Origin of the sequence: Mycolicibacterium vaccae NBRC 14118 = CIP 105934, assembly GCF_001552715.1 — a bacterium.
Lineage (GTDB): Bacteria > Actinomycetota > Actinomycetes > Mycobacteriales > Mycobacteriaceae > Mycobacterium > Mycobacterium vaccae.
On the sequence record NZ_BCRS01000069.1, the window covers coordinates 1 to 21,940 of the forward strand.

25 protein-coding genes are annotated in these 21,940 nt (G+C 69.1%); 13 read left to right on the forward strand and 12 right to left on the reverse strand.

The annotated features are described in order from the left end of the window. Window positions 1-1,098 (reverse strand): Hsp70 family protein (locus MVA01S_RS14780; RefSeq protein WP_159426325.1); only part of this gene is annotated, 1,098 nt, incomplete at its 3' end. 171 nt (window positions 1,099-1,269) lie between these two features. On the opposite strand from MVA01S_RS14780, the gene MVA01S_RS14785 reads away from it, so the two are divergent. The 4 genes from MVA01S_RS14785 (at window position 1,270) to MVA01S_RS14800 (ending at window position 6,474) form a co-directional block, all read left to right on the forward strand. Further along, the gene (locus MVA01S_RS14785; protein WP_003932953.1) at window positions 1,270-1,746 is read left to right on the forward strand and encodes an Rv0340 family IniB-related protein; all 477 of its coding nucleotides are present in this window, start codon (window positions 1,270-1,272) and stop codon (window positions 1,744-1,746) included. Window positions 1,747-2,007: 261 nt separating this feature from the next. Beyond that, window positions 2,008-3,015, forward strand: coding sequence for an IniB N-terminal domain-containing protein (locus tag MVA01S_RS14790; RefSeq protein ID WP_003932952.1), 1,008 nt, complete (start codon window positions 2,008-2,010; stop codon window positions 3,013-3,015). Between the two features lie 89 nt (window positions 3,016-3,104). Further along, window positions 3,105-4,922, forward strand: coding sequence for an isoniazid-induced dynamin-like GTPase IniA (gene iniA, locus MVA01S_RS14795; RefSeq protein ID WP_003932951.1), 1,818 nt, complete (start codon window positions 3,105-3,107; stop codon window positions 4,920-4,922). A 40-nt stretch (window positions 4,923-4,962) separates the two neighbouring features. Then, window positions 4,963-6,474, forward strand: a complete 1,512-nt coding sequence (locus MVA01S_RS14800; RefSeq protein WP_040542740.1) for a dynamin family protein — start codon at window positions 4,963-4,965, stop codon at window positions 6,472-6,474. On the opposite strand, the gene MVA01S_RS14805 is transcribed toward MVA01S_RS14800, so the two are convergent. Further along, window positions 6,471-6,992 (reverse strand): hypothetical protein, encoded by a 522-nt coding sequence (locus tag MVA01S_RS14805; protein WP_003932949.1) that lies wholly within the window; start codon window positions 6,990-6,992, stop codon window positions 6,471-6,473. The genes MVA01S_RS14800 and MVA01S_RS14805 overlap by 4 nt on opposite strands. 46 nt (window positions 6,993-7,038) lie before the next feature. On the opposite strand from MVA01S_RS14805, the gene MVA01S_RS32300 reads away from it, so the two are divergent. Continuing rightward, window positions 7,039-7,296, forward strand: a complete 258-nt coding sequence (locus tag MVA01S_RS32300) for a hypothetical protein (protein ID WP_003932948.1) — start codon at window positions 7,039-7,041, stop codon at window positions 7,294-7,296. A 213-nt stretch (window positions 7,297-7,509) separates the two neighbouring features. Here MVA01S_RS32300 and MVA01S_RS14815 read toward each other — a convergent pair whose 3' ends face one another. The 3 genes from MVA01S_RS14815 to MVA01S_RS14825 form a co-directional block, all read right to left on the reverse strand. Then, window positions 7,510-8,460, reverse strand: a complete 951-nt coding sequence (locus tag MVA01S_RS14815; RefSeq protein ID WP_003932947.1) for an LLM class F420-dependent oxidoreductase — start codon at window positions 8,458-8,460, stop codon at window positions 7,510-7,512. Between the two features lie 17 nt (window positions 8,461-8,477). After that, window positions 8,478-9,101 (reverse strand): TIGR03085 family metal-binding protein, encoded by a 624-nt coding sequence (locus tag MVA01S_RS14820; protein ID WP_003932946.1) that lies wholly within the window; start codon window positions 9,099-9,101, stop codon window positions 8,478-8,480. Between the two features lie 65 nt (window positions 9,102-9,166). Beyond that, window positions 9,167-9,724 carry a hypothetical protein gene (locus tag MVA01S_RS14825; protein WP_040542737.1) on the reverse strand — a complete coding sequence of 186 codons (558 nt, stop codon included), beginning with the start codon at window positions 9,722-9,724 and terminating at the stop codon, window positions 9,167-9,169. A 110-nt stretch (window positions 9,725-9,834) separates the two neighbouring features. Here MVA01S_RS14825 and MVA01S_RS14830 point away from each other — a divergent pair, with 110 nt between their 5' ends. The 5 genes from MVA01S_RS14830 (at window position 9,835) to MVA01S_RS14850 (ending at window position 14,551) form a co-directional block, all read left to right on the forward strand. Continuing rightward, a complete protein-coding gene (locus MVA01S_RS14830; RefSeq protein ID WP_003932944.1) occupies window positions 9,835-10,254 on the forward strand; it encodes a pyridoxamine 5'-phosphate oxidase family protein in 420 nt (139 codons plus the stop codon). A gap of 198 nt (window positions 10,255-10,452) precedes the next feature. After that, window positions 10,453-12,318, forward strand: a complete 1,866-nt coding sequence (gene dnaK / locus MVA01S_RS14835; protein WP_003932943.1) for a molecular chaperone DnaK — start codon at window positions 10,453-10,455, stop codon at window positions 12,316-12,318. Continuing rightward, window positions 12,315-12,953 carry a nucleotide exchange factor GrpE gene (gene grpE / locus MVA01S_RS14840; protein ID WP_003932941.1) on the forward strand — a complete coding sequence of 213 codons (639 nt, stop codon included), beginning with the start codon at window positions 12,315-12,317 and terminating at the stop codon, window positions 12,951-12,953. The genes dnaK and grpE overlap by 4 nt, the downstream gene beginning before the upstream one ends. Window positions 12,954-12,998: 45 nt before the next feature. Further along, the gene (gene dnaJ / locus MVA01S_RS14845) at window positions 12,999-14,180 is read left to right on the forward strand and encodes a molecular chaperone DnaJ (protein WP_003932940.1); all 1,182 of its coding nucleotides are present in this window, start codon (window positions 12,999-13,001) and stop codon (window positions 14,178-14,180) included. After that, a complete protein-coding gene (locus MVA01S_RS14850) occupies window positions 14,162-14,551 on the forward strand; it encodes a heat shock protein transcriptional repressor HspR (protein WP_169801756.1) in 390 nt (129 codons plus the stop codon). The genes dnaJ and MVA01S_RS14850 overlap by 19 nt, the downstream gene beginning before the upstream one ends. Before the next feature lie 76 nt (window positions 14,552-14,627). On the opposite strand, the gene MVA01S_RS14855 is transcribed toward MVA01S_RS14850, so the two are convergent. Genes MVA01S_RS14855 through MVA01S_RS14865 form a run of 3 tightly spaced genes read right to left on the reverse strand, consistent with a single transcriptional unit; the run spans window position 14,628 to window position 17,731 of the window. Continuing rightward, complete coding sequence (locus MVA01S_RS14855) at window positions 14,628-15,530, reverse strand: aldose 1-epimerase (RefSeq protein WP_003932938.1); 903 nt, start codon at window positions 15,528-15,530, stop codon at window positions 14,628-14,630. 24 nt (window positions 15,531-15,554) lie between these two features. Continuing rightward, window positions 15,555-16,721, reverse strand: coding sequence for an FAD-binding oxidoreductase (locus MVA01S_RS14860; RefSeq protein WP_003932937.1), 1,167 nt, complete (start codon window positions 16,719-16,721; stop codon window positions 15,555-15,557). An 11-nt stretch (window positions 16,722-16,732) separates the two neighbouring features. Next, a complete protein-coding gene (locus tag MVA01S_RS14865; protein ID WP_060941622.1) occupies window positions 16,733-17,731 on the reverse strand; it encodes a hypothetical protein in 999 nt (332 codons plus the stop codon). A gap of 97 nt (window positions 17,732-17,828) precedes the next feature. Between MVA01S_RS14865 and MVA01S_RS14870 the strand changes: the two genes are divergently transcribed. Continuing rightward, window positions 17,829-18,464: a TetR/AcrR family transcriptional regulator gene (locus MVA01S_RS14870; protein WP_040542732.1), complete on the forward strand. Its 636-nt coding sequence runs from the start codon at window positions 17,829-17,831 to the stop codon at window positions 18,462-18,464. Here the strand turns inward: MVA01S_RS14870 and MVA01S_RS14875 are convergent. Then, window positions 18,453-19,130 carry a GAP family protein gene (locus MVA01S_RS14875; RefSeq protein ID WP_003932933.1) on the reverse strand — a complete coding sequence of 226 codons (678 nt, stop codon included), beginning with the start codon at window positions 19,128-19,130 and terminating at the stop codon, window positions 18,453-18,455. The genes MVA01S_RS14870 and MVA01S_RS14875 overlap by 12 nt on opposite strands. An 81-nt stretch (window positions 19,131-19,211) precedes the next feature. Here MVA01S_RS14875 and MVA01S_RS14880 point away from each other — a divergent pair, with 81 nt between their 5' ends. After that, window positions 19,212-19,565: a VOC family protein gene (locus MVA01S_RS14880; protein WP_003932932.1), complete on the forward strand. Its 354-nt coding sequence runs from the start codon at window positions 19,212-19,214 to the stop codon at window positions 19,563-19,565. Window positions 19,566-19,580: 15 nt separating this feature from the next. On the opposite strand, the gene MVA01S_RS14885 is transcribed toward MVA01S_RS14880, so the two are convergent. From MVA01S_RS14885 to MVA01S_RS14895, 3 genes are read right to left on the reverse strand one after another with little or no spacing between them, the layout of a single operon-like run. Beyond that, on the reverse strand, window positions 19,581-19,937 hold the full coding sequence (locus tag MVA01S_RS14885; protein WP_051015364.1) for a hypothetical protein: 357 nt from the start codon (window positions 19,935-19,937) through the stop codon (window positions 19,581-19,583). Then, entirely contained in the window at window positions 19,934-20,266 is a 333-nt protein-coding gene (locus tag MVA01S_RS14890; RefSeq protein WP_003932930.1) for an ESX-1 secretion-associated protein, read from the reverse strand. The genes MVA01S_RS14885 and MVA01S_RS14890 overlap by 4 nt, the downstream gene beginning before the upstream one ends. Before the next feature lie 12 nt (window positions 20,267-20,278). After that, window positions 20,279-21,046: an EspA/EspE family type VII secretion system effector gene (locus MVA01S_RS14895; protein WP_003932929.1), complete on the reverse strand. Its 768-nt coding sequence runs from the start codon at window positions 21,044-21,046 to the stop codon at window positions 20,279-20,281. Between the two features lie 136 nt (window positions 21,047-21,182). Here MVA01S_RS14895 and MVA01S_RS14900 point away from each other — a divergent pair, with 136 nt between their 5' ends. Continuing rightward, window positions 21,183-21,938, forward strand: a complete 756-nt coding sequence (locus MVA01S_RS14900) for a DUF2510 domain-containing protein (RefSeq protein WP_003932928.1) — start codon at window positions 21,183-21,185, stop codon at window positions 21,936-21,938. Window positions 21,939-21,940 lie beyond the last annotated feature (2 nt).

Here is a 21,940-nt window from a genome sequence, read left to right on the forward strand (position 1 = left end):
GGGGCCCATCGCGGTCGGCATATCGGCCGCGGGCGCCATCCCGGTGGGCGCATCGGCGGCCAGGCCCTGGTTGGCGACCAGCGCCGCGCCTGCGGCGACGTCCAGCGCCGGTGCCGGCGTCGTGATGACCGGTGCGCGAAGGTGTTCGGACAGCCGCTGGGTCACCAGCGGGATGGCCGCACCGCCGCCGACGGTGGCCACAGCCGAAACATCCCCGGGCGCAATGCCGTTGCGCTGCAACGTGTCCCCGATGGCGGCGAGCAGTCCGGTCAGCGGCTCGGCGATCAGCTGCTCGAGTTCGGGCCGGGTGACCCGCACGTCGGAGGTGAACGCGGGCAGCGCGACCGGGACCGCGGTGGCGGTCTCGCCGGAGAGACGTTCCTTGGCCGCCCGGCACTCGTCGCGCAGTCGCGCCAGCGGGCCGACCGCCGCGGTGCCCGCGGTGCCTTCGGGATCGGGGTTCTCGGCCGCCGCGATGCCGGCGAGCACGTGGTCGAGCAGCGCCTGGTCGATCGCCTCGCCCGAGAACTCGGGGTAGCGGACGGTCTGGCCGATGATCGCGCCGCCGGCCGCGGCGTCCGCCACGGTGATGCTGGAGCCGCTGCCGCCGAGGTCAACCAGCACGATCGCGCCCTGGTTCGGCAGGCCCGGCGCCATGCGCAACGCGGCGAGAGCCGCCGTCGCGTCCGGTATCAGCGCGGGCGGGACGCCGCCGGGCGACAGGTACGGCACGGCGCGGAGTGCGCCGCGCAGCGCGCCGACGGTGCCGGGGCCCCAGTGCGCGGGTACCGCGACGGTGACCGGCGCGCCCCCGTCGACCAGCCGTGCGAGGGCATCGAGAGCCTGGGCCAGCGTCTGCTCGCCCCGGTGGGCCGAACCGTCCGCGGCGACCAGGGGGACGGGATCGCCCACCCGTTCCACGAAGCCCGTCAGCACCAGCGCGGGCTCGGTGTAGCCAGGGATCTCAGCCGGCGCACCGACCTCGGGCGGGCGGTCGCCGAAGAGATTGAGGATGGCTCGTCGCGTCACCGGCGGGCGACCCACGCGGGCCGCGACCAGGTTCGTCATGCCGATCGACAACCCCAGCGGTTCAGTCATGTGGGCTCTTTCCTGTCTGGACCGCTGAATACCTTAGCGGCTGAGATCGTGTCGGTGGGGAACCTGCCCCTAATGTCGTCAACCCCCTAATCGGCCATCCCCTAATGCCCGCTTCGCGGAGTTGGGCTGTTCACCGATCCCGAACGCGTTCGGCGCGCCTAGCATCGAGCCATGGCCAACGCTCTGCTGGATTTCGTGATGACGCTGGTGCGTGATCCCGACGCCGCCGCACGCTATGCGGCCGATCCCGCCCGGGCGCTCACCGACGCCGGTCTGACCGAGGTGACCAGCGCTGACGTGCAGAACCTGATCCCGGTAGTCACCGAGTCGCTGGCGCACACCGCGACGGTCAGCCCCGCCGACAACGTGTGGACCAGTGGCGCGGCGACCGCCGCCTTCGACGCGTTCGACGTGCCCGACGAGATTCTGCCGCAGCGCGTGATCGTCGATGTCGGGGAGGCCGCGCCGGAGACCGTCGACCTGCTCGATGTGCCGACGACGGTGCAGGTCCAGGACCCGGTGATCGACGAGCCGATCGACGTGGCCGTCGCCCCGTTCGATCTCGGCGAGGACTGGCACCCCGTCGCCGGGTTCGACGCAGGCGATCCCGACGGCGACACGGCCTCGGGTTTCGACCTGTTCGACTGACCCGCGACGCGACACCACACCCGCAGGAGCCCAGGTTCCTGCGGGTGTTTTTTTGCGTGTGCACGGTCCCGGAGCAGCATCCCCGGCCCGCCCCCGGCGCATCCCCTAATCCCCTATTGGGGAGGCCCCCGAACCCCTAGTGATCCCCGCCTGGGGATAGGAGCGAGCCCCGTTTCCGGGGTGCTGCGGACTCCATAACGTGGTGTTCAGTTCGCCGGGGAACCGGCGAAACACCCAGAGAAGGCCAAGAAAGGCAAAGCCATGAACGCCATCATCGACTTCATCCTCGACCTCTTCCGCAGCCCCGCGTCGGCGGCGACGTTCATCGCCGACCCGGACGGCGCGCTGCGTGACGCCGGGCTGCCGAACGTGACCGCCGCGCAGCTGGCTTCGGTGGCCGCGACCGCGGCCCCGGCCGGCTACGCGCTCGGCGGCGGTGACCCGATCGTCGGCCTGCAGCGCGCGGTCGCCGACCACCACCAGCTCGCGTCCAACTTCGCCTCTCCGTTCTCCCCGCAGACCTCGTGGGCGCCGACCTTCGCCCCGGAGACCAACGTGCCGGTGGCCAGCCCGGTCCAGGACGCCGGCGCCAACGCCCAGAACGGCGGGTTCAACCTCGGCTTCGGCGACATCACCTTCGGTGACAAGACCAGCAACACCGCCACCAACGGCGGCGTCGTGGTCGACGGCGACAACGACGGCGACATCGTCAGCGGTGACGGCGCCGTGCTCGGCGACGGCAATACGACCAGCAACGGCGACATCCTGGCAGGCTCCGGCTCCAACGTCGTCGTCGGCAAGGACAACGAGGTCGAGGACAACTCGAAGACCGCGGGCGGTGACCTGATCACCGACAACGACGCCCCGGTGCTCAACGACGTCGACACCAGCGGCGGCAACGGCGGCGCCGCGGACGGTGGCGGCAGCCTGATCGGCATCGGCGGCGGGAACGCGGTCGGCGGCTCCGGGGGCAACGGTGGCGGCATCATCATCACCGACAACGACGTCAACACCGGAACCCAGATCGACGGCGACTTTGGCAGCCGCAATGTCGAGGACAGCTCGGTGAACACCTCGGTGCAGACCGACATCTCGACCTCGACCGACAGCAGGTTCGAGGACAACTCGTCGACCTTCGAATCGAACGTCGGCTCGGGCAACGTGACCGACACCGACCTGTTCTCGGGCAACGTCACCGGCATCGAGACGGGTATCGACACCGACATCGCGTCGCACAACGACACCCTGGCGGCTCTGGACGCGTTCTGATCCGCCTGCGCGCCGCCGGCGGGAACCGCATGGTTCCCGCCGGTCGGCGCGCTTACCGTTGAACCACGCGCAGCAACCAGAGAGGCACCATGACGCAGCCTGCCGACTCGGTGATCGTCGAGCTGATCGACCACGCCGGCAAGATCGCGCACGCCCAGGGGCGCGGCGACCTGGCCGACCGCCTCCAGCGGGCCAGGACACGCCTCGGCGACCCGCAGATCCGGGTGGTGATCGCCGGGCAGCTCAAGCAGGGCAAGAGTCTGCTGCTCAACTCGCTGCTCAACATGCCCGTCGCGCGGGTCGGGGACGACGAGTCGACCGTGTTGCCCACCGTCGTGTCCTACGGCGAACAGGCCTCGGCCCGGCTGGTGGTGGCCCGCCCCGACGGCCAGGAACCCGAGCTCGTCGAGATCCCGACCACCGACCTGGGCGCCGACCTGCGGCGGGCGCCGCAGGCCGGCGGCCGTGAGGTGCTGCGCGTCGAGGTGAGCGCGCCGAGCCCGCTACTCAAGGGGGGCCTCGCGTTCGTCGACACCCCGGGCGTCGGCGGCCACGGCCAGCCGCACCTGTCGGCGACGCTGGGGCTGCTGCCCGACGCCGACGCGATGCTGATGATCAGCGACACCAGCCAGGAGTTCACCGAGCCGGAGATGACGTTCATCCGGCAGGCGCTGGAGATCTGCCCGGTCGCGTTGCTCGTCGCGACCAAGACCGACCTGTACCCGCACTGGCGGCAGGTGGTCGAGGCCAACCGCGCCCACCTGCGGCGCGCCGGCATCGACACCCCGCTGGTCCCGGTGTCCTCGACACTGCGCAGCCACGCCGTCGCGCTCAACGACAAGGAACTCAACGAGGAGTCGAACTTTCCGGCGCTGGTGAAATTCCTGTCCGACGAGGTGCTGGCCCGGCGCCGCGACCGGGTCCGTGAGCAGGTGGTCGGCGAGGTGCGTGCGGCGGCCGAGCACCTGAAACTGGCCGTCGAGTCCGAACTGTCGGCGCTCAACGACCCACACACCCGAGAACGGCTGACCGCCGACCTGGAGCGGCGCAAGCAGGAGGCGCAGGACGCACTGCAGCACACCGCGTTGTGGCAGCAGGTGCTCACCGACGGTATCGCCGACCTGACCGCCGACGTCGACCACGACCTGCGACACCGGTTCCGCACCATCACCTTTCACACCGAGCAGGTGATCGACGGCTGCGACCCCACCCAGAACTGGGCCGCGATCGGCGCCGAACTGGAGGACGTTGTCGCCACCGCGGTCGGCGACAACTTCGTCTGGGCCTATCAGCGCGCCGAGGCGCTGGCCGCCGAAGTCGCCCGCACGTTCCGCGAGGCCGGACTGGACGCGGTGCGGATGCCGTCGATCGATGCCCGCGAGATGGGCGCCGATTTCGGCGAGTTCCGGTCCGTGGCCCAGCTGGAGGCCAAGCCGCTCAAGTTCGGGCACAAGGTCGTCACCGGGATGCGGGGCTCCTACGGCGGCGTGCTGATGTTCGGCATGCTGACGTCCTTCGCGGGGCTCGGCATGTTCAACCCGTTGTCGCTGGGCGCGGGCTTCGTGCTGGGCCGCAAGGCCTACAAGGAGGACATGGAGAACCGGATGCTGCGGGTGCGCAGCGAGGCCAAGGCCAACGTCCGGCGCTTCGTCGACGACGTCGCGTTCGTCGTCGGCAAGGAGTCCCGGGACCGGCTCAAGGGGATCCAGCGTCAGCTGCGCGACCACTACCGTGCGATCGCCGACCAGACCACGCGCTCGCTCAACGAATCGCTGCAGGCCACGCTCGCCGCGGCCAAGCTGGAGGAGACCGAACGCGCCGCCCGGGTCAGGGAACTCGAACGGCAGCTCGGCATCCTGCGGCAGGTCCTCGACCACGCGCAGGGCTCGGACCCGCAGCCTCACTAAGCTCGAACGGTCAGCAGCCGAGCGACCCGGACGGTGAACCCTGAGCACCAGCGACCACGTGCGGGCGATCCTGGGCGGCACCATCGCCGCCTACCGGTCCGACCCCGCCTACCGCGCCCGGCCGGACGTGCACGCCGAGCTCGAGCGGATCGGGCGCCGGCTCAACGAACCGATCCGCATCGCGCTGGCCGGCACCCTGAAGTCCGGTAAGTCGACGCTGGTCAACGCGCTCGTCGGCGACGAGATCGCACCGACCGACGCGACCGAGGCGACGCGCATCGTCACCTGGTTCCGGCACGGCCCGACCCCGAAGGTGACCGCCAATCTGCGCGGCGGACGGCGCGCCAACGTGCCCGTCATCCGCGGACGGACCGGCCCGGCCCGCGGTTTGACCTTCGAGTTCGCGGGACTGGACGCGGACGCCGTGGTGGACCTCGACGTGGAATGGCCCGCGGCCGAACTGATCGACGCGACGATCATCGACACCCCGGGCACGTCGTCGTTGTCCCGGGACGTCTCGGCCCGCACGCTGCGCCTGCTGGTGCCCGACGACGGGGTGCCCCGCGTCGACGCGGTGGTGTTCCTGCTGCGCACCCTCAACGCCGCCGACATCGCGCTGCTCAAACAGATCGGCCAGCTGGTCGGGGGGTCGGCCGGCGCGCTCGGCGTGATCGGTGTGGCCTCGCGGGCCGACGAGATCGGCGCCGGCCGGATCGACGCGATGATGTCGGCCAAGGACGTCGCACAGCGCTTCACCGCGGAGCTGGAACGCACCGGCATCTGCCAGGCCGTCGTACCGGTGTCGGGGCTGCTCGCGCTGACCGCGCGGACCCTGCGGCAGAACGAGTTCGTCGCGCTCAAGAAGCTCTCCGAGATGGAGCCGGCCGAGCTGGCCAAGGCGATGCTGTCGGTGGACCGGTTCGCGCGCGAGGATCCGCAGTTGCCGGTCGGCGCGGCGACCAGAGTCGAACTGCTGGACCGGTTCGGGATGTTCGGTGTGCGGATCGCGATCGCGGCGCTGCGGGCCGGGGTCGGCGACTCGGTGGCGCTGGCCGACGAACTGCTCGAGCGCAGCGGGCTGCTCGCGCTGCGCGAGGTGATCGACCAGCAGTTCGCGCAACGCTCCGATCTGCTCAAGGCACACACCGCGCTGCTGTCGCTGCGCCAGTTCGTCCAGCAGAACCCGATCTACGGAACCCCGCGCATCCTCGCCGACATCGAGCCGCTGCTGGCCGACACCCACGCGTTCGAGGAACTGCGGCTGCTGAGCCAATTGCGTTCTCGGCGCACAACTCTCAACGACGATGAGATGGCCTCGCTGCGGCGGTTGATCGGCGGGTCGGGCACCGACGGGGCCAGCAGGCTGGGGCTGTCACCCGAGGCCCCCGACGACGGCCCGCGGGCCGCGTTCGCCGCGGCCCAACGCTGGCGCAGGCGCGCCGAACATCCGCTCAACGACCCGTTCACCGCGCGGGCCTGCCGGGCCGCGGTGCGCAGCGCCGAAGCGCTGATCGCGGAGTACGCGCGGGCTCGACTCGAGACGGGCGGCTAGGGCTCGGTCGGCGCCGGGGCCTCGGTCACCGTCTCGGTCTGCGTCTCTGTCTGGGTGACGGTGCTGGTACTGGTGCTGACGGAGGTGCTCGGCGTCGTGGTGGTGGTCGGCGTGGTGGTCGTCGTCGTGGTGGTGGTGGTGGGTTCGGTGGTGGTGGTGGCCGTCGTCGTCACGGGCTCGTCGGTGGCCGTCGCGGTCTCGGTCACCGTGGCCGGCGGCGCCACCGCGGGAGCCGTCGTCGTGGTCAGCGGGGTCAGCGGGGTGGTCGTCGCGGTCTCGGGATCGGAATCGCCGGTGATGGCGCGGGCCAGGCCGAAGACGATCAGCGCGATCAGCAGCGCGCCGGCGGCGCCCAACGACACCAGTGCCGCCGGTTTGCGGTACCAGGGGGTCGCGGCGCCGTCCTCGGGTGGGGGCTGGCCGTAGCCGTATTCTCCACCCGTCCCGTAGTCGCTGAGCTGGGTCGGCTCGTCGTCGGAGTAGTAGTTCTGATCGTCGGAATCGCCGTATCGGGCCACGGGATCCGATAGTAGGCCGCGGGTCCGCTACGGAACCGGGTTGAGAGTGCGTGTCACGTTGGTCCGGGGGCGGCTGCGCGACGTCGACGTCTCGCCGTCCTCGGTCTCGCGGGTGCGGGGCGGCCGGGTGCTCCTGGTGGTGGTCGGCGTCGACTCCGTGACCGTCGTGGTGTCGGGGTTGATGTCGGTGGTCATCGGCGGGCTCGTGCTGGTGACCGTCGACGAGGTGGTCGCCGTCCCTGATGAGGTGGTCGCTGTCCCCGACTTCTTCGTCGTGCTGGTCGTCGAGGCCGGCGGCACGTAGTACAGCGGGGCCTGCTCGGGTTCGCCGAACTGCCGCGCGACATAGGAGATCAGCGTGATGACCAGCGCGATCGCCGCGAGGCCTGCGACGCTCGCCGCGAGCAGGGTCGACGTTCGGTTGTGCCACGCGACGGGCGGCTCCTCTGGCGCGTCGTCACGGTCCCGGCTGTTCACGGGCACCGATAGTAGCCGCGGGCGCGCTCCGGCCGCGTGGTCAGCCGATGCGGGGGATGATTTGCTCGGCGATGAACTCGACGTGATCGAGGTCCGACATGTCCAGAACCTGCAGGTAGACCCGCTGGACGCCGGCCTGCAGGAACGGGCCCAGCTTGTCGGCGACCTCCTCGGGGGTGCCCACCATCGGGGAGTTGGAGCGCAGTTCGCCGACCTCGCGGCCGATCGCGTCGGCGCGGCGGGTGATCTCGGACTCGTCCCGGCCGACGCACACCACGAAGGCCGCCGAGTAGGTCAGTGAGTCCGCGGGCCGGCCCGCGTTCTCGACCGCGGCCGCCACCCGGGCGTACTGCTCGGTCAGCGTGTCCAGCGGGACGAACGGGATGTTGAACTCGTCGGCGAACCGGGCCGCCAGCGCCGGGGTCCGCTTCGCGCCGCCGCCTCCGATGATGATCGGGGGATGGGGGCGCTGCGCCGGTTTCGGCAGCGCGGGGGAGTCGGTGATGGCGTAGTGCTTGCCGGTGTAGTCGAAGGTCTCACCCGGCGCGGTGCCCCACAGGCCGGTGAGGATCTCCAGCTGTTCGGTGAGCCGGTCGAAGCGTTCGCCCAGCGGCGGGAACGGGATCGCATACGCCTTGTGCTCGGCCTCGAACCAGCCGGCGCCGATACCGAATTCCACCCGGCCACCGCTCATCTCGTCGACCTGCGCGACCGAGATCGCCAGCGGGCCCGGGTAGCGGAAGGTGGCCGAGGTGACCATCGTGCCCAGCCGGATCGTCGACGTCTCGCGCGCGATCCCGGCCAGCGTCACCCAGGAATCGGTCGGTCCGGGCAGGCCGTCACCGGCCATCGCGACGTAGTGGTCGGAGCGGAAGAACGCCGAGAAGCCGGCCGCCTCGGCCGTCCGCGCGACGGCGAGCTGGTCGGCGTAGCTCGCGCCCTGCTGCGGTTCGACGAAGATGCGGAAGTCGGGAGCGTGTGTCGGGGCCACGGTCGTCCAGCCTAGGCTCACAGCCCGCCGCGGGCGCCCTTGACCGCGGCGACCAGGTCGGCGGATCCGTCGAGGCTCACCCGGGCCTGGTCGCGGCCGGCGGCGAACATCAGCAGCTCGCCGGGATCCCCGGTGACGGTGACCTCCGGGCCGCGTCCTGCGGTGGCCACGGTCTCGCCCTGCGGGGTGCGCAACACCACCCGGGCAGGCGCCTTACGCAGTGTCATCCGGGCCATCATCGCAATCGGCCTGCGCAGCGCCGAGGTGGTCTGCTCGTCGAGAGGCCGGGGCTCCCACTCCGGGCGGGCCCGGCGCACGTCCTCGTGGTGGATGAACATCTCGGCGACGTTGGCGATCGGGTCGAGCAGCTTGAACGGCGAGTACAGCGGGGGACCGTCGGCGACCAGTGACAGCAGCACATCCCAGTCGGTGGACGCGGCGACCTGGTCCTGCACCCGCTCGGTGTAGCCGGCGAACGCCGGGATCATGATGCCCGGCGCCGCGTCCAGCCGTCGTTCCCGGACGACGAGGTGGGCGGTCAGGTCGCGCACGTCCCATCCGTCGCACAACGTCGGGGCATCGGGGGAAACCTCACGGAACGTCGCCACCAGGGCGGCCCGCTCGCGCTGCGCGACGGTCATGACTGCTTCTTCTCCAATGTCCGCACCCGCCTGCTGTTCCCGGAACGCATACGACGCCAAACGTCTCAGAAGCTCTCGACGCCCTCCACGCTGATCACCATGCCGTGGCCGGTGCGGTCGTTGGTGAAGCGGGTGCCGTTCTGGTCGGCGTCGATGGTCCAGCCCACCGCCGAGTAGCTGCGGTAGTCGAGGGTGGTCGCCGGGATGTCCCCGAGATTGCCGACCACCCAGCTCAGGTCGCCGTCGGCGCTGAGGCGGACCCCGTTGGCCGGCAGCCCGTCGATCTCCGGCGCGTTGGTGAACGCCGATTCACAGCCCACCTCCCGGGTGTTGAGCTGGCAGCGCGTCTTGCCCGTTTTGGTCTGGATGAACACGTAGCCGTTCTGCGGTTGCAGCACCGCACCGCCCGGCGGCCCGGGTGTCGTGGGAGGGGCCGGCGGGGCGGACGGGGTCGTCGACGGCGGCGCGGTGGGCCTGGTCTGCCGTGGGGTCGGGAAGTCCGGTTCGGTGTGGGAGTCGGAGTCGGGGCCCCGGGTGGCGGTGCCGTCGATCGAGGACTGGCACCCCATCAGCGCGACGGCGCACATCAGCGCCGTCCCGGCCAAAGCCACCTGAGGTCTCATCGCATCCAGCCTACGCAGGATGAGACCGGAGTGACGGATGTGACTCGCGGTGTCGTGCTGCGAGCGTGGCGGTATGGAATCCGGGATGCAGGCGGCCTAACATCACGCCCATGTCGCAAGCGCGCGAGCCCTTCTCGATCCTGCCCACCTCGGAGTGCTGGGATCTGCTCGCCGGCGAGAAGATCGGGCGGCTGGTCACCACCGTCGACGGCGAAGCACACATCTTCCCGGTGAATTTCGTCGTCGATGACCGCACCGTGCTGTTCCGTACCGCCGAAGGCACGAAGCTGTCCTCGGCGGTGACGAGCAAAGAGGTTCTCTTCGAGGCCGACGACTACCGGCAGCCCGAAGGGTGGAGCGTGATCGTCAAGGGGACCGCACGTTCCCTGCGCGACGAGGACGAGATCGCCGATGCCGAGGGTGCGGGCCTGGTGTCCTGGCCGACGCCGGAGCCGACCCGCTTCGTGCGGATCCGCCCCGGCAGCGTGACCGGCCGCCGGTTCGTCTTCGGGTCCGCGCCGGACGCGTAGTCGTCCGCGATCTGAGGCGAAGGGCCGACCCTTCGCTGTGCCGGGAACCGCGGGGGAACAAATTTTTGCGGTACCCCGTTAACCCTTCTGACAGTTGAGTCACCTACACTCAAGTTTCAGTTGACACCGCCGTGTCGACAGAGCAGGCTTGAGTCGGCTTGGCTCAAAACAAGATCGTCTAATCAGGAGGCAGTAACCATGGCTCGTGCGGTCGGTATCGACCTCGGGACCACCAACTCCGTGGTCGCAGTGCTCGAAGGTGGCGACCCCGTGGTCGTCGCGAACTCAGAGGGTTCCCGGACCACCCCGTCGGTCGTCGCGTTCGCGCGCAACGGCGAGGTGCTGGTCGGCCAACCCGCCAAGAACCAGGCGGTGACCAACGTCGACCGGACCATCCGGTCGGTCAAGCGGCACATGGGTTCGGACTGGACCGTCGAAATCGACGGCAAGGACTACACCCCGCAGGAGATCAGCGCGCGCGTGCTGATGAAGCTCAAGCGCGACGCCGAGAGCTACCTGGGGGAGGACATCACCGACGCGGTCATCACCGTGCCGGCGTACTTCAACGACGCGCAGCGTCAGGCCACCAAGGAAGCCGGCCAGATCGCCGGCCTCAACGTGCTGCGCATCGTCAACGAGCCGACCGCGGCCGCGCTGGCCTACGGGCTCGACAAGGGTGAGAAAGAGCAGACCATCCTGGTCTTCGACCTCGGCGGCGGCACGTTCGACGTGTCCCTGCTGGAGATCGGCGAGGGCGTGGTCGAGGTGCGTGCCACCTCCGGTGACAACCACCTCGGCGGCGACGACTGGGACGACCGGATCGTCGAATGGCTCGTCGACAAGTTCAAGGGCACCAGCGGCATCGACCTGACCAAGGACAAGATGGCGATGCAGCGGCTGCGGGAAGCGGCCGAGAAGGCCAAGATCGAGCTGTCGAGCTCGCAGAGCACCTCGATCAACCTGCCCTACATCACCGTCGACGCGGACAAGAACCCGCTGTTCCTCGACGAACAGCTCACGCGCGCCGAGTTCCAGCGCATCACCCAGGATCTGCTGGACCGCACCCGTAAGCCGTTCCAGCAGGTGATCAAGGACGCCGGCATCGCCGTCGGCGACATCGACCACGTCGTGCTGGTCGGTGGTTCCACGCGCATGCCCGCGGTCTCCGATCTGGTCAAGGAGATGACCGGCGGCCAGGAGCCCAACAAGGGCGTCAACCCGGACGAGGTCGTCGCCGTCGGCGCCGCCCTGCAGGCCGGTGTGCTCAAGGGTGAGGTCAAAGACGTTCTGCTGCTTGACGTCACCCCGCTCTCGCTCGGTATCGAGACCAAGGGCGGCGTGATGACCAAGCTCATCGAACGCAACACCACGATCCCGACCAAGCGCTCGGAGACCTTCACCACGGCCGACGACAACCAGCCGTCGGTGCAGATCCAGGTGTTCCAGGGCGAGCGTGAGATCGCCGCGCACAACAAGCTGCTCGGTTCCTTCGAGCTGACCGGCATCCCGCCGGCCCCGCGCGGTGTCCCGCAGATCGAGGTCACCTTCGACATCGACGCCAACGGCATCGTGCACGTGACCGCCAAGGACAAGGGCACCGGCAAGGAGAACACGATCAAGATCCAGGAAGGCTCCGGCCTGTCCAAGGAGGAGATCGACCGGATGATCAAGGACGCCGAGGCGCACGCCGACGAGGACCGTAAGCGTCGCGAAGAGGCCGACGTCCGCAACCAGGCCGAGTCGCTGGTCTACCAGACGGAGAAGTTCGTCAAGGAGCAGCGTGAAGCCGAAGGCGGATCCAAGGTTCCCGAGGAGACGCTGGCCAAGGTCGACACCGCGATCGCCGACGCCAAGACCGCACTTGCCGGCACCGACATCGGCGCCATCAAGTCGGCGATGGAGAAGCTCGGCGAGGAGAGCCAGGCCCTGGGCCAGGCGATCTACGAGGCCACTCAGGCCGACCAGGCCGCAGGTGGAGCGGGCGGTGCCGCCGGCTCGTCCGGTTCGTCCAACGACGACGTGGTCGACGCCGAGGTGGTTGAGGACGACCAGGAGCGCAAGTGAGCGCAAACGATCACGACCGGGTGAGAGAAGAGGAACCCATCACGGTCACGGACAAGCGGCGCATCGACCCGGAGACCGGGCAGGTGCGTGAGGCAGCCGGGCCGGCCCCCAGTGGGCCGGCGCCGGCCGCGCCGGCCGCTGAACCCGCCGAGGAGCCGGGCAAGGAGTCCGGCAAGGAGGCCGAGCTGCTCGCCGACCTCCAACGTGTGCAGGCCGAGTTCGCCAACTACCGCAAGCGGTCGCTGCGCGACCAGCAGTTGATCGCGGACCGGGCCAAAGCCACGGTGATCAGTCAGCTGCTGCCCGTGCTCGATGACCTCGACCGGGCGCGCAGCCACGGAGATCTGGAGTCCGGGCCGCTCAAGGCCGTCGCGGACAAGATCGTCACGACCCTTGAGGGGTTGGGGCTCACCAGCTTCGGCGAGGAGGGCGACGTGTTCGACCCCGAGCTGCACGAGGCAGTGCAGCACGAGGGCGACGGCACACATCCGGTCCTCGGCATGGTGATGCGACGTGGCTACAAGGTCGGCGATCAGGTGGTCCGCCACGCGATGGTGGGCGTCGTCGACACCGAGCCCGGCGCGTCCGATTCCGACAAAGCCGACGCGGAGCCCGAACAGCCCGCAGAATCATGAGAATCGACAGACAACAGTGACCACCAGGTAAGGAGGTGACGCGAAATGGCCCAACGCGAGTGGGTTGAGAAGGACTTCTACAAAGTGCTCGGCGTCGCTTCCGATGCCGACGAGAAGGAGATCAAGCGGGCCGCCCGCAAGATCCTCGCGGAGAACCACCCCGACCGTAATCCGGGAAACGCCGAGGCCGAGGAGCGCTACAAGGCCGCTTCCGAGGCCAAAGAGGTGCTGACCGATCCCGCCAAGCGCAAGGAGTACGACGAGACCCGCCGGCTGTTCGCAGGCGGCGGGTTCGGTCGCGGCCGCTACAGCGGTGGCGGCGGGGGCTTCGGCGGCTTCGGCGGCGAAGGCCAGGAGTTCAACCTCAACGATCTGTTCGACGCCGCCGGCCAGGCCGGCGGCGCGAACATCGGTGACCTGTTCGGCGGCCTCTTCGGCCGAGGGGCCCAACAGCCCCGTCCGACCCGGCCGCGCCGGGGCAACGACCTGGAAACCGAGACGGAGCTGAGCTTCCTGGAGGCGACCAAGGGCGTGGCGATGCCGTTGCGGCTGACCAGCCCGGCCCCGTGCACGAACTGCCACGGCAGCGGTGCGCGCCCGGGAACCAGCCCCAAGGTGTGCCCCAACTGCAACGGCGCCGGCGTCGTCAGCCGGAACCAGGGCGCGTTCGGGTTCTCCGAGCCGTGCACGGAATGCCGTGGCAGCGGGTCGATCATCGAGCACCCGTGTGAGGAGTGCCGGGGCACCGGGGTGACCACCCGCACGCGCACCATCAACGTGCGGATTCCTCCCGGCGTGGAGGACGGCCAGCGCATCAGGCTGGCCGGTCAGGGCGAGGCCGGATTGCGGGGGGCGCCCTCGGGTGACCTGTACGTGACCGTCCACGTCCGCCCGGACAAGGTCTTCGGCCGCAACGGGGACGACCTGACGGTGACCGTGCCGGTCAGCTTCCACGAATTGGCATTGGGAACAACGCTTTCCGTGCCGACACTGGAAGGCAAGGTCGGGGTCCGGGTGCCGAAGGGCACCTCTGACGGTCGCATCCTGAGGGTGCGGGGCCGCGGGGTCCCGAAGCGCTCCGGAGGACACGGCGACCTGCTCGTCACCGTGAAGGTGGCGGTGCCGCCGAACCTCGAGGGTGAGGCGGTGGAGGCATTGGAGGCGTACGCGAAAGCCGAACGCGCCGGCGGATTCGACCCGCGGGCGGGATGGGCCGGTGCGTTGTGAGTGCCAGCCGTTCCGGCCGCAACAATGAGGCCAGGACGTTCCTGATCTCGGTGGCCGCCGAACTGGCCGGCATGCACGCCCAGACCCTGCGGACCTACGACCGGCTCGGACTGGTCAGTCCGCAACGCAGTTCCGGTGGGGGGCGGCGCTATTCGCAACGTGACGTCGAGCTGCTGCGCGAAGTGCAGCGGTTGTCACAGGACGAAGGCGTCAACCTCGCCGGGATCAAGCGCATCATCGAGCTGACCAATCAGGTCGAGGCGCTGCAGGCCAGGGTCAAAGAACTCAGTCAGGAAGTGGAACAACTACGGGCCCAGCCCCGCCCCAAGAGCACCGCTCTGGTGGTGTGGCAACCGCGTAACCAGCGGTAGGAACCCGCCGAAATCGCATTCCGCGCGGCCGTTTCCGAGCTATCGCCGCATGGAATGCGATTTCGGCGTATGGGGGTCAGGCGACCTTGATCCGGAACCGGGACACCGCGGACTCGCCGGGGTGCACCTCGTGGTAGCCGCCGCGGCGCAGTGCGTCGGTGGGTGCGGCCATCGGCTCGAAGCACACCACGTCGTCGTTGCCCGGCGCGAAAACCTGTGCCGCGGTGAAACCCTCGTCGAAGTACACTTCGATACGCCGGTCACCACCGGAGAGCGCAAACCTCGAACCCGGGGCGACCTCGTCGTAACCGTCGTCGATCACCTTGTCGCCCAGCACTTCTGAACCTGCCGGGCGCTGCTCCCCGACACCGGTCGGGATGCCCCACGCATTGACCGGGCGGTAGCGCATGGCGGGTGTCTCAAGTGTCCACTGCGCCCGCGGGACGTCGGGCAGCTGCAGGTAGGGGTGGAATCCGAAGCACATCGGCACCCGCGCCCCCGTGGTCGCGGTGACCGTGGTGGTGACCGTCAGGGTCCGGTCGAGCAGCGTGACGTCGAGGGTCAGCAGATGCGGGAACGGGTAGCTGGCCAGCAACCCCGGCCGTGCCGCGAAGTCCAGCTCGGCGGTCAGCTGCGATTCCAGCAGCGTCGTCACCGTCCAGTCCGGGTAGGCGGCCAGGATGCCGTGAATCGGCACCCCGTGCTCGTCGGTGCGCACCCCGCCGGTGCCCGGGGTCAGCGTCACCACCGCCCCGTCGACGCCGTAACCGTTGCTGCTCAGACGGTTGGCCCAGGGGTAGAGGATGGGGATGCCCATGGTCTTGTGGTTGGACACATAGGCATACAGTCCGCGGCGCTGACCGAGCAGTTCGACTCCGTCGTCGGACAGGGACGTGGCCACCATTCCGGCCCCCGGAACATAGGTGGCGGTCAGCGGTGACGACGGATCACGCAGCGTGACGGTTTCGAACTGGTCCATGATTGCGATCCTGCCACGGGGGTCTCAGCTGGCCAGCGGATCGTGCTGGATCCGGTCCGCCGGGGCGCCTTTGGCGATCAGCGCGGCCTTCGTCGCCCGCACCATCTCCGGTCGCCCGCACAGCAGGATCTGGCGGTCACCCCAGTTGCCGTACCGGGTGACGACCTCGGGCAGCAGGCCGGTCTGGCGCACGTGCAGCCCGCGAGGCGGGGTGACGTCCGGATAGTCCGCGGCCCACGGCGGGTCGAAGTTCAACTCCGAGACCGGCGTCACCGACAGCCAGGGGTTGACGGACGCGATCTCCCACAGGGTGCGCAGGTCGTACAGCTCGCACGGGTATTTCGCGCCGAAGAACAGATGCACCCGCGGGTTCTCCCCGAACCGGGTCAGGTCCATGATCAGCGTGCGTAGCGGTGCCAGCCCGGTGCTCCCGGCCACCATCAGCACGTCGCCGCCGGCCCGGTCGATCTCCATCGCACCGTGCGGGGTGGCCACCCGCCACCGGTCTCCCGGCCGGGTCTCGCCGACGACCGCGGTGCTGACCATTCCTCCGGGCACCGAGCGGACGTGGAACTCGACATAGCCCTGGGGATCGGCCGGGATCGCCGGACTCAGGTAGCGCCACCGGCGTGGCCACTGCGGCACCTGCACGGGCACGTACTGGCCAGGGTGGTAGCCCAGCGGGTGATCCATCTTCAGCCGGATCACCGAGACGTCGCGGGTGGGCCGCAGGTGTTCGAGCACGGTGCCGTCGCAGAACGGCGGGATGGTCTCGGCGTCCGCGGCGCCGCTCATCACCCCGACGACGAGCTGGACGACGTCGTCGACGGCCTCGGCCAGCCGCCGGTCCCACTGGTCGGCCAGCGCTGTGCGCAACGTGGTGAGCAGCGCCGGCTGCAGGGTCGCGTAATGCGCTTGGGTGACACCGTATTTGCGGTGGTCGCGGCCGAGCTGGGCCAGGAAGGCGACCGGCTCCTCGGCGCGCTGTGCGATGAGTTGGTCGCACAGCCAGCACATCGCCTGGGAGAACGCTTCGCGCTGCTTGTGCATGTCGGGCGGGAAGAGGTCACGCGCGGACAGGTCGGCGGAGAACCAGCGGAGGTAGAAGTCGGCGATCAGCCGATCGGACCCACGGTCGAAGTCGAACGCGTCACGGAGGATGCGCATCGATTCCCGGTCTTCGAGTCCCACGCCGCACGATCCTAAGTCACGCCGGCGTTGTTCCTGCTGTCGCGAACGGCGGCGGCCACGACGAGTGCGGTGCCGGCCACGGCCCAGCAGGTGAGGACGAGGACGGCGGTGGAGGCGCCGGCGCCCCCGAATGCGGCCGTCGACCGCAACAGCGTGGCCGTGGCGCCCTGGGGCAGCAGCTGGCCGAACTGCCCCCAACCGGCGGGCAGCATCTCCGGCGCCGTGGCCAGACCCGACAACGGGTTACCGACCAGCACGGCCAGCAGCGCGCCGGTCACCAGCCCGGCCCTGCCGAACAGGGAGCCCAGGCCCAGGATGGCGAGTAGGGCGGCCGCGACCCCCAGGGTCAGGCCTGCGGCGACGCCCCAGAAGTTGTCGTCGACGGACCCGAACACGAACCGCAGCAGCGCGGCGATCGTCACTCCGGCAACCCCGGAGAAGACGACCGCGGCGACGAGCCGTGTCCACGGCTCCCGCGGCAGCACCAGCAGCAGTGCGACGGCGGGCAGCAGCCCGGCCAGGGACAGCGGCAACGCCGAGGCCGCGAGTCCGGCGCCGCGCGGGTCGCGGTCCGGCATCGGTGCCAGGTCCACGGTCTGCACCGGCAGGTTGGCGCGTGTACCCATCTGGGCGCCGAGTTGGGTGAGCAGCTGCGCGACAGCCGGACTGCCGCCGGAGGCGATCAGCAGGGTGACCGGCTCGCCCGGCCCGGACGGCAGCGCGAAGCCGCCGTAGACGTCGCGGTCGCCGATTGCGTCGGTGAGCGCGGCACGGTCGGGGTAAGCGGTCACCGCGAACGCCCCCGGCGCGTTCTGGTCCAGCATCCCGGTGAGCCGGGCGGCCGCGTCGGCGGTGCCCGCGACGCCGATGGGCACGTCGCGGGGTCCGGTGTGGACGGCGGGCAGCGCGAACGCGAGCGTCAGGATCGCCAGGACCACCGTGACGGCCACGACGATGCCTGCGGCGCGGGCAGGGGCGGACAGTTCGGAGCGCGAGCGTGTCGAGGTCATGACGAGCCTCTTTTCATTCAGCGTTGAATTAATGCTCGCAGCGTAAACCCGCCATGGGGTTAATTCAATAGCCATTGAAAAGTGGTACGGTCGGCGCGTGCCGCGATCAGCCGAAACGACCAAGCGCCGGGGGCGCCGTCAGGGTGGACCGGTGTCGAAGGACACGGTGCTCGCGGTGGCCAAACTGCGCTTCGCGAAGGACGGCTACGAGAAGACGACGCTGCGCGCGATCGCCGACGAGGCCGGGGTCGACCCGTCGATGGTGCTGTACCTGTTCGGCTCCAAGGAGCAGCTGTTCCGTGAATCGCTGCGACTGATCATCGATCCCGAGGTACTGGTGGCGGCGCTGGCCGGGGCCGACGGGGACGACGCCGACATCGGGACCAGGATGGTGCGCACCTATCTCGGGATCTGGGAGTCCCCGGAGAGTGCGGAGTCGATGCGGGTGATGCTCACGTCGGCAACCTCGAATACCGATGCCCACGAAGCGTTTCGGAATTTCATGCAGCACTATGTGCTGACTGCGGTGGCCGGTCAACTCGGCGGCGGCCCGCACGCCCGTCTGCGCGCCATGCTGGCGGCGAGCAGCCTGGTGGGCACTGCGCTGCTGCGTTACGTGATGAACGTGGCGCCGCTGTCGGAGCTGCCGGCCGAGGAGGTGGTCCGGCTCGTCGCTCCGACCGTCACGCGGTATCTGACCGCCAGCGCCGACGAACTCGGCCTACCCGAGTAGGGCGTGAATTCCCTTGTACAGCACCATCGCACCGATGACGACGAGGATCGCCGCGAGCAGCGCGGCGTGCTGGCGTTCCATCCACTCGTTGAGCCGGGTGAGCGCCGGGTCCAGTCGCTGACCGGAGATCGCGTAACCCAGGATCGGCGCTGCGACGGTCACGCCCGCGACCGCGACGAACCAGATCACCGCAAACCACACCGATGGCGACGTCAGGCCGGCCGAACCGATCGCCAAACCCGCTGCGACACAGATCAACAGCACCTTGGGGTTGAGTACGGTCAGCGCCACGGCCATCCCACCGGCCTTGCCCGGTGTCAGCGCGCTCATCCTGGTCAGCCATCCCGGCATGTGCTCGGACTTCCTGCGCATGATCCAGCGGTAGGCGCCGAACGCGATCAGCGCGGCACCGACGACGACGCGCAGCCACGACGCCCAGCCGGGCGGGTGCCCGCCACCACCACCGATCAGGCTGGACAGCTGTAGGAACAGGCCGGTGAGCACGGTCAGACCGAGCAACCAGCCGGCCAGGAACGCCAGGCCCGTCGGGCGGGGGTGCGCGCTGCGCAGCACCAGCACCGCCGGGATGATCGACAGCGGTGACAGCGCGATCACCAACGCGAGCGGAATGAGCTCCGTCAGGATCGATCCCCAGTTACCCGGCACTGAGAAAAAATAGCACTGCGGACGCACCCGATGAGTTCGGCGGATCGCCGGAGTCGGTACCTCAGAGGGAAAGGGGGCCGCATGTCGATCGGTCACGTACTCGCGGTCGTGCACGTCCGTGACATCGGTACCGCCGGTCAGTGGTACACGTCGCTGTTCGGGCGCGCCGCGGACAACAATCCGATGCCGACCCTGACCGAGTGGCAGGTCTTACCGGGCGCGTGGGTGCAGGTGTTTCACGACCCGGAGCGCGCCGGGACCGACGAAATCAACTTCGCCGTGGACGATCTGGAGAGCCACATCGCCGAGCTGCGCGCACGCGGCCTGGATCCCGGCGACATCATCGACGCGAGCAAGGGGGTGCGGCTGTCCCGGTTCCCCGATCCCGATGGCAACATCGTCGGACTCATCGGCGGGTTCCGTATCGAGTACTGAGGCACTGAGCCCCGGTCAGCCGGGAACCGGGAGTTGCAGCCGTAACTCGAGGACCTCGCGGATCGTTCCGCTGTCCTGGCCCTGCATGCGGAACAGCGCGGACAGAAGCTCGTACTGCGCTGCGCGGGCATGCTCCGACGCGCGGGCAGCGACGGTGGCGATCTCGGCTCCGAGTTCCGCCTCGGTCAGCTGTACGACGCTCGGAGACAGGTCGATCCGCTGAATCTGACCGTTCAGATAGGCGGTAGCCGTGACGGTCAGGCTCGCGTTGCTCGCGGAGAACACCGGCTCGGGACTACGGCGGTCTTCTCCGGCACCTGAAGGGTCGAGAGCCGCGACGTTGTCGACGGGGTCTACCCACGGTTCTGTCACCGGTGGCCCGGATCCATCGTGCCGTCGATTCTGCCGCCCGCATCCTGGTCGGTCCGCGTGTACTTCGTGGCCGCAGTCTCGAGGTTGACCGCGAAGGACTCGGACATCGTCTGCACAGCCGCACAGGCGTTGGCACGGGCTGCTTGCGCGGCCGCTGCCGCGGTCGAGGTCGATGCGCAGATGACACCGTGGGTCCGTGTGACGGCCGCGGCCTCCCCGGCGCACAGTCCCGCGGCAGAGGCGATGTCTTCGGACACCCTGCTCTGTCTGTCGGCCAACTCGCGCAGGTGCTCGGGGTCGACCCAAAGGTTGTCTCTCGGCGAGGTCACTGGCTCGGCCCTTTACATCCGCGTCGCATACCCAGCCGCCGCGACTTCCTCATAGATGCGTGTGGCGGCCGCGATGCTCTGTGCCGCGACCGCCGAATGCGATGCAAGTCTCTCCATGTGCCAGATGCACGTCGGTAGAGCCACGCCCACGACGGCCAGTTCGATCTCCTTCGAGATGGCATCACCGACCCTTGGTATCGCCCTGGCGGCCAGGGCCGGAACGATCGCGTTACCCATCAGGGTCGCGGCGTTGTTCAGAATTCGTCGCGTGGTGCTGACCTCACCGGCTTCTGCCGACAATGCCATGCGCACAACGAGGTCGGCGTCGACCAAGCGTTTGGCCCGCTGCATCTGGAGCGTGTTGGCGTCGCGGTAGGCGTCGGAGGCCTCACCGACCCAGCGCGTGTCCGGCGTCGCCCCGTCGAGGCACTCTGAAATCTCGTTGAAGCGAATAGCACTGGTGCCGTAGTCGTCTCCCTCGCTCGGTTCAGCGGTCCATCCGCAGACGGTCTGCATTCCGAGAATGGCCTTGAGGCCGGCGGAGATGATCTCGGTTTGACGCGCCGACGGCAGAACTACCAGAGCGACACTGGCGACCTCCGCGGTGTTGCCGGCGAGGTTCCACAACGCGTCGGGTCCGTTCTCGCCGAGCATCTCCGCCGAGTCGAACAACCCGGAGACGATCTCCCCAGCTTCACCGATCGGCCCGAACGGATCGATCTTCTGCAGCGAATCGCCGACCGTCTGCATCAGGTCGCTGTATGCGTCGAACAAGCCCATGCGGAAGACCCACCTCCCCTCACTTCGTCCCACGGTAATCGACGCTCGGGGTAGGGGTGTGCACGATTTTGGTGCGTTCCCTCATGCCGGCATCTGTGCACAATGTGGGGATGAGCCCGACGGCGACAGCAGCGCAGTGACTGCTGGATGGTTCCCTGATCCCGGCCACGGAGCCCAGTTGCGTTACTTCGACGGTCGCGAGTGGACCCAGTACGTGGTGCCGACGGCGGTCGGCGTCCCGCTGGGGGAGCCCGTCGTGCAGCTTCGCCCGCTACCGCAGCCCGGAGATATCGGCGTCGCGTGCACTGTGGAGGACTCGCGTGGAGCCCAGATCGCAACGATCACCCCGCGGGGGAGACAGGCGTCAGCACTGGGTCGCCAGGCGGAGAACCTGGATTTCGCTGTGACGACAAGGACTGGCGCTCAACACATCCTGATCACGAGGATCGGGGGCATCGTCAAGAATCACTGTGTCGTCGTACGGGATCCTGCCGGTGCCGAAGTGGGTCGGCTTGTGCAGATCAGCTCTTTCTGGCGGCAGTTCCGCACGCCCAGACTCGCCATGGCCCTCGAATTTCGCGGACAGCGGATGGCGACCACCGACGTGTGCATCGACCCGGAGCGGGGGCGGTTCGGCGAAGTCAGTTCCCCCATCCTCGACTCGGCAGGCGGCGAGATCGCGACTGTGCAACGCGCCTGGCATTACGTTGACACGATCAGCGACTTCTTCACATACCGGCTGACCTGTCATCAGCCGGTCACGCATCCGCTGCCCGAACTCTTGCTCGCCACTGCCTTCAGCCACTACTTGTACGACAGACTCACCGTCGGGGGTCCGCTGTCGTCCGTCGACCGATTCGGCCGGGGTGGGACATGGCACGACCCGCGCTGAAA